9 protein-coding genes are annotated in these 6,696 nt (G+C 65.5%); all 9 read left to right on the top strand.

Translation table 11 applies throughout. The features are described from left to right. On the top strand, window positions 1–293 hold a 293-nt coding region (locus tag JF66_RS13740; protein WP_231556426.1), incomplete at its 5' end, for a hypothetical protein. A gap of 19 nt (window positions 294–312) precedes the next feature. Beyond that, window positions 313–1,356 (top strand): type IV pilus assembly protein PilM, encoded by a 1,044-nt coding sequence (gene pilM / locus JF66_RS13735; protein WP_035879044.1) that lies wholly within the window; start codon window positions 313–315, stop codon window positions 1,354–1,356. Further along, window positions 1,353–2,018 (top strand): hypothetical protein, encoded by a 666-nt coding sequence (locus tag JF66_RS13730; protein WP_035879043.1) that lies wholly within the window; start codon window positions 1,353–1,355, stop codon window positions 2,016–2,018. Before pilM ends, JF66_RS13730 begins: the two co-directional genes overlap by 4 nt. Window positions 2,019–2,020: 2 nt before the next feature. Beyond that, entirely contained in the window at window positions 2,021–2,731 is a 711-nt protein-coding gene (locus JF66_RS21800) for a hypothetical protein (RefSeq protein ID WP_051973544.1), read from the top strand. Window positions 2,732–2,856: 125 nt separating this feature from the next. Next, window positions 2,857–3,165 (top strand): hypothetical protein, encoded by a 309-nt coding sequence (locus tag JF66_RS23040; RefSeq protein ID WP_156109797.1) that lies wholly within the window; start codon window positions 2,857–2,859, stop codon window positions 3,163–3,165. Window positions 3,166–3,258: 93 nt separating this feature from the next. Then, the gene (locus tag JF66_RS13720; protein ID WP_369798026.1) at window positions 3,259–4,083 is read left to right on the top strand and encodes an A24 family peptidase; all 825 of its coding nucleotides are present in this window, start codon (window positions 3,259–3,261) and stop codon (window positions 4,081–4,083) included. Between the two features lie 84 nt (window positions 4,084–4,167). Beyond that, complete coding sequence (locus tag JF66_RS21795) at window positions 4,168–5,157, top strand: hypothetical protein (protein ID WP_051973543.1); 990 nt, start codon at window positions 4,168–4,170, stop codon at window positions 5,155–5,157. Between the two features lie 50 nt (window positions 5,158–5,207). Next, window positions 5,208–5,696, top strand: a complete 489-nt coding sequence (locus tag JF66_RS13710) for a DUF6121 family protein (RefSeq protein ID WP_035879040.1) — start codon at window positions 5,208–5,210, stop codon at window positions 5,694–5,696. Between the two features lie 27 nt (window positions 5,697–5,723). Continuing rightward, window positions 5,724–6,386 (top strand): hypothetical protein, encoded by a 663-nt coding sequence (locus tag JF66_RS13705; protein WP_035879039.1) that lies wholly within the window; start codon window positions 5,724–5,726, stop codon window positions 6,384–6,386. Window positions 6,387–6,696: the final 310 nt, after the last annotated feature.

Raw genomic sequence — 6,696 nt, 5'->3', positions numbered from 1 at the left:
AACCGACCTGCGCGAGCGGTACGCAGGGAGATTTCTCGGTGAAGAACGGATTCACGATCACCGCACCGATCGAGGCGCTGCTCTACACGCCGTGTGCATTCAACGGTAACAACGGGTTCAGTTGGCGTGGACAGCTCATCGCGGGGAACCCGAGCCAGTTGAAGAACAACCCCACGTTCACGTTCATGCCGATCGGCTTGCCCGGCGTGAACCTCACCACGGGCAGCACGACGCCGACGATCACGACCCCACAGCCGGGCTCTGTTGTGTCCAACCGTGAAGTGTCGTATTGATGATTACAGGAGTACGGCCATGACGGACAGCGTCGTCGGAATTGATATTGGAACGAGCGGTCTGCGCGCCGTGGAGCTGAGTGACGCGGGCACGGCCCGCCCCAAGCTCCTGCGGTACCACGAGATTGCGTTACCGGACGGTGCGGTGAATCGCGGCGAAGTCGCTGAGCCGAATACCGTGGCGGCGGCCCTGAAGGCACTGTGGTCGGCGGGCGGATTCAAGAGCAAGAACGTGGTGCTCGGCATCGGCAACCACCGTGCGCTGGCTCGCGACCTTGCCGTACCGAAGATGCCGATGAAACGCATCCGCGAGACCTTGCCGTTTCTGGTGGCGGACATGTTACCGGTGTCCGTGGCGGAGGCTCTGCTGGATTTCTACCCGATCAATGAGGGCGAAGGGCAGAGCGGCCCAGAGATCAACGGGCTGTTGATCGTGGCGGTGAAGGAGGCCGTGCTGGGCAACATCGCTGCGGTGACGCTGGCCGGGCTGACGACCGTCGAGGTCGACCTCATCCCGTTCGCGGTCAGCAGGGCGGTGTGTCGCGGCACGAGTTTCGACGGCGCGGTGGCCCTGATCGATGTGGGGCAGGCGACGACGAGCGTGGTTATCACCCTGGCCGGGGTTCCGCAGTTTGTGCGGCTCATTCCGGCCGGTGGGGGAGATCTCACCCAGGCCCTCATGCTGGGACTGGCATTGGACGCTCCCACGGCCCAGCGCGTGAAACACGAGCAGGGTCTGGCCGAGTCATCGCACGGTGAGACGGCGGAGGGGGCCATCATCACCGAGGCGACGAATGACCTGCTGAACAGTCTGCGCAATACGGTGAACTATTTTTCGAACACGCGGCAGCACATTCCCGTCACCGGGATCGTGCTCTCCGGTGGTGGAGCGCAACTCACGGGGTTTCCGGAGGCGCTGGAGGCTGTGACGCGGCTGCCGATCCTGACGGCGGATCCGTTCGCGTCGGTGGCTTTCGGGCGGGGCGTTGATGCGTCCGCTCTGACGAAGACGCAGGGTCGGCTCACCGTGGCGCTCGGCCTCGCGTTGGGGAGCACAGCATGACCACGAAGAAGTTGACGGATGAGTTGATTCTGGGGGCCGAACCCCGGATGGATCTGCTTCCGCCGGAAATTCGGGCGCTCAAGAAGACCAAGGTCATCCGTCGAAGCCTCATCGGAGTCCTGGTGGCGGTTCTGGTGCTGACAGGCGCTGGTTTTGGTGCCGCGAGCTGGTACGCGCTGCAGAGTCAGGCCGAATTGACGGCTGCGCAGGAGCGTACGGCGGAGTTGCTCACCAGCCAGGCGAAGTATTCGGAGGTTCACAGGGTGCAGGCTGCTTTCGAGACGACGGTGGCGGCGCGGAAGTTTGGTGTGTCGACGGAGATCGATTGGAAGGAATACATCGCGAAAGTGCGGGCGCTGGTGCCGAGCACGGTGACAGTGGACACTCTGTCGGTCGACTCGGCGTCGCCTCTGGTTCCCTACGAGCAGGCCGTTGCGCCGCTGTTGAACGCTCGAGTGGCGACGATCAGGATTCTGTTCACGAGTCCCGATGTGACGAGCGTGCCCGAGTGGTTGGCGACGATGTCGACGCTGCCCGGCTACGCGGATTCGCAGCCGGCCGTGATCACGCGAGCCGACACCGGCGTGTACACGATTGACTTCGTGCTGCACGTCAATGACGGCGCGTTCTCGGGGCGTTTCTCCACTCCGGAAGGACAGTAATCGTGGATAAGAACAGGCTCTGGGTGATCGGTGCCGTGCTGGCGATCGGTGCGATCGTGGTGCTCGGGTGGATGCTCGGTATCTCTCCGAAGTTGACCGAGGTGGGTGCCCTGCAATCGGAACGAGACGCAGCCCTGGCCCAGAACACCGCCTACGAGGTGCAGGACGCGACGCTGAAGAAGCAGTTCGAAGGCCTTGGCGCGCTCACAGGCGACCTGTTGGACATGCAGCGTTCCGTGCCTACTTCTGTGGAAGCACCTGCCCTCATTACGGAGCTGACCTCGATCGCTGCGAGCAGTCAGGTCGTTCTCTCTGCACTCAACCAGAATGATGCTCAGGCTTTCGACCCGGCTCTGCTGGCCGTCGCGGCGCCGGCAGCCGGGACGGCTGCATCGCCGAGCACCGCGACGGACGCCGCTGCGGTCGCCGCCGACGCCGCGACGGGCGGGGTCGCCGGGGCCGTTCCGGTGCCGACCGTGGATCCGCGCATCACGGCCACGAACTTCAACGCCATCCCTATCGCCATTACCGTCGACGGTCCATACGACAAGGTGCTGGACTTCGTTTCGGGTCTGCAGCACGGTACCCGACTCATCATGGTCACGGCCGTATCCACGACCGTGCCAGGGCCGGAAGGTGCCGTCACGGGCACCATCAACGCCCTCGTCTACGTGCTCGTCAACCCCAGCGCAGCAGCCCCAACCGCCCCATAATGCGGTATACACACCTCGCCGAGTTTCAGCCGAATTCTCAGTAAACCCCCCGTTTGGGGGTCGCGAGCGATAGCATGGAAACGAAGATTCGTCACTATCGGCGGTCCCGAGAGGGGGGTCTGAGCATGCCCAAGACCCTGACACGCGTTGCCGTTCGTTCCCTGGAGCCGTCGCCTGCTCGGGCAGTCGGGATCATTTCTCGGGAGCAGCGGATGCCGAGGCCACTACGTTCCCCTGAGCGCTCTGCCGCGCAGGGCACGCAGCAGGCCCGCGTTCGCACTCGCATCAGGCGTGTTGTGGTCGGCATCCTGCTCGTGATCGTTCTTCTGGCCGCAGTCGCGACCACCTTCGCCATCGCCGGCATTGATCTGAGCGGTGCGGCGCCGGCGACGGGTGTACCCGGCCTCGTCGTGGCCGTGGCGCCGCCGGCTTGACGCCTCACTGACGGTAGCGTTGCGTGGAGGTCAGCACGCGTTGATGGCGACCGGAAGGCAGGGGCGAACATCTCCGACACGAGCAACCCGATCGTGGGCGTCATCGTCACCCTCGCGGTGATCTACGGACTCCTGATCGGGTCATTCCTCAACGTGGTGATCTACCGAGTGCCACTCGGTCGCTCGGTCGTGTCGCCGCCGAGCGCGTGCCCGCAGTGCGGTGCCGGCATTCTTCGGCGGGACAACGTGCCGGTCGTGTCCTGGCTACTTCTGCGGGGACGGTGCCGCAACTGCGGGGCACCGATCTCCCCGCGTTACCCATTGGTCGAGCTGGGCACGGCCCTCTTCTTCGGCGTCGTCACCTGGTGGGTGCTCGTCAGCCTGCCGGTTGCGAGCGGCCCAACCGGCCCGTTTGCTGTCGCGGCCGCCCTGGTCGCGTTCCTGTACCTGGCCGCCATCAGTGTGGCCCTCGCCCTGATCGACATCGATACCCACCGACTCCCCAATCGGATCCTCCTGCCGGCCTATTGGATTGCGGCCGTGCTGCTGGCGGCTGCGGGGCTGCTCGCAGGGGAACCGGAACGTCTCGTCGGCGCACTCATTGGAGGCGCGGCGCTTTTCGCGCTGTACCTGACGCTCGCGCTGGTCCGTCGGGGCGCCATGGGCTTCGGCGACGTCAAACTGGCCGGTGTTCTGGGGCTCTACCTCGGCTGGGTCGGCTGGGGAGAACTCGCGGTCGGCGCATTCGGGGCCTTCTTGCTGGGCGGCCTCTTCGGCGTCGCCCTGTTGCTCGCGAAGCGGGCCGGCCGGAAGAGCAGCATTCCCTTCGGCCCCTGGATGCTGGCGGGTGCGTGGATCGGCATCGTCTTCGGTGCGCCTTTAGCAGAGGCGTATCTCGCGCTGTACGGTTTGGCGTGACTCGCCGGGCGCTCCCGGGTTCCGGGCAGGTGCCTTGGTACTATGACAGCTGTCAGTCACCATTCAGGCTACGAGGAGTGCAGCATGAGCGACACCACACCCAACCACGGACGAAACGAATCCGACGGCGACACGACGCCTGAAACGGATGCGACGCCGCCGGTCGAGCCCGCCGAGATCGACTACTCCTCGGCAGCGGCCCGGGAGCCGGAAAACTTCACCGGCACGGGTTCTCACTCCGCTGTTCCCGCACTCGCCGACGACTATGCGGTGCGTGACGATGTCGTTCCTGAGACGGTGACCCCGGAGCCCGTGGTTTCTGAGCCCGTGGTTTCTGAGCCGGTGGTCGTCGCGCCGGTCGCCGCTGAACCCGTCGCCCCTGCACCCGTGGCCGCCGCACCGACACCCGCCACGGAGTTCGCCGCACCGGCCGTCGTTCCCGTGGTCGTTCCCGTGGCTTCCGGTGCCGAGACCGCCGCCTACCCGGCGGGAGCCGCCGCGTCCTCGCCGCAGTCGCCCATTTACGTGCAGGCGCCGCAGCGTCCGGTCGATCGCAGCAACCGCGGGGTGGGCGTTCTCATCGCGCTGCTCGCCACGGCCGTTTTCACGGGCATCTATGCCATCGTGATCTTCATCATTGCCGGCGTCACGAGCGCCACGCTCTCTGTGGCCGCCACGACCTTTACGGAATTCGCCGTCCGCCCGGTCTTCTATATTCCGGTGCTGTTCTTCTTCCTCGCCTTCGCGTTGCTCGTTGTCATCCTGAATCGCAGCGGCTGGTGGGCCTATGTGCTCTTCGGGTTCCTCGTTGGCGTTGTCGTGTACTTCTCCTACATCGGGGGAGCCCTGCTCACCGTGCAGGCCTGGAACTTGAGCCCCGCTGAGGCATCGCGGTTCCTCTCCACCCAGTGGCTGAACCCCGGCGCCCTCGCCGCCGGAATCATCGCCCGCGAGGTGCCGATCTGGGCCGGAGCCTGGATCGCGCGTCGCGGCAAGCGGGTTACCGCTCGAAACATCGAGGCACGGCACGAGTACGAGCGCCTGCTTGCCGAGGGCCCTCAACTGTCAAAGTAGGTCTCATCGCCCCCAGTTCGATACAGTTCCGTTAGATCGGAAGGGGAATCGTGCGCGACTACCAGAAGTATGCAATCACGCTGGCGATGTTTGCTGCCGGCCTGTATGTCGCCCTGATTGTGGCCGGACTCGGAATCGTGAGCCTGGTCACCGACCGCGACGTGATCGTCGACCCCCAGGCCGGGCCGCTGCTGGGGCCGATGATGGTCGGCGTGTCCGCGGTATACGTCACGTTCCGGATGGTGTGGAGTGGTATCCGCACCCGGCCCGAACATCAACGAGTCATGCTGGGCTATTCGCTCCTGACCGGAATCGCTGCGGCCGTGCTGTTCGTGGCGGCCGGCGCCCTCATCTACCTCTTCGGCAACGGTGACCTGGCGGCTGCCACCTCCTTCGCCCTCGGGCTTGTGCTCGGCCCGTTCACGGCGCTCACCGGCGTATTCGCCTTCGCCGTGACGCTGATGTACTCCTGGCTTTTGGCGGCTCATGTCGGGTCTCGCGGTCGGCCGCTCTGGCCGTGGGAACGTCCCGACGGATAACGCCCAATACGCGTATCCTTGACTGGTATGGAGGGGTCCGTCGAGTCGCGAACGAGCCACGAGGTTGACAACTGGCTGCGCTGGTTGCCGCGCTGGCATCCAGGCACACACCGCACCCGTGCGCGCCTCTGCCGTCAGTGCTTCGGCTCGCCCGTCATCGCCGCCGCCGGACTGACCGAAGACGTTCCGCACGCCGTGCAGCATGCCCTGGCCATGCGCATGAAGATCGTGGTGGACGCGTCCGTCGATGAGTACACCGAGCAGCATCTGCCGCTGCTCTCGCGCGAGCTGCGACTCGACGAGGTGCGGCGTGCGCGGCGCGTCTACCGGCCCACCGAGGGCCTCGACCCGGAACATCGCGGGCTCGACCTCGATCCGCCGACCCCCAAGGACTCGCCGTATCTCTTCACTTTCGGCGAGCTGGCCGGCCTGCCGAACCCGGACGACTCCGACGAGCTCGACGTGCCCGCGCCCCCGCTGAGCGCGGACGAGAAGGCGGCGGTGTTGCGTGAGGTTGCGATAGCGGATGCCTACGCCGCCGAGGCCGGTCGCCGCCTCTGCGTCGAGCTGGCGCGCCACCGTCTGCGGATGCGGGCCGCCGTCGCCGAGTTCGTGGAACCGCAGGTTCAGGCGCTCCTCGCGGACCTGGAAAGCACCCTCGATTCCCCGCACTGGCGCCGCGAATCCTGAGGCGCGCGTGGCCGCTCGGTTTCCATTTGACCGGGAGCCCACGGGCAGGTTATTGTTGCAAGGTGTGCGCTTTGTCGTGCGCCTGAAGTGTGCCCCCAGTTATTCGTAGTCGTCATTATTCCTGACACTCGTTGTGAACAACAGAGGGTGCGTGGACAGTCGCGGCGGCCACACTGCAGGGTTTGCTCACCGAGCAGCCCCCACGGCATACCCACCGAACCGAAGCGAAAGCAATTTCGTGCGGAACGGCGGGTCCAGATGAACTCGATTCACCCGGAAACGGACGAAGCGAATGCTAACCATCACAAAG

The sequence above is a fragment of the Cryobacterium sp. MLB-32 genome (assembly GCF_000738085.1).
Taxonomy (GTDB): Bacteria; Actinomycetota; Actinomycetes; order Actinomycetales; family Microbacteriaceae; genus Cryobacterium.
Note: the sequence above shows the minus strand (reverse complement) of the source record. Positions and strands in the feature narration are given on the sequence as shown.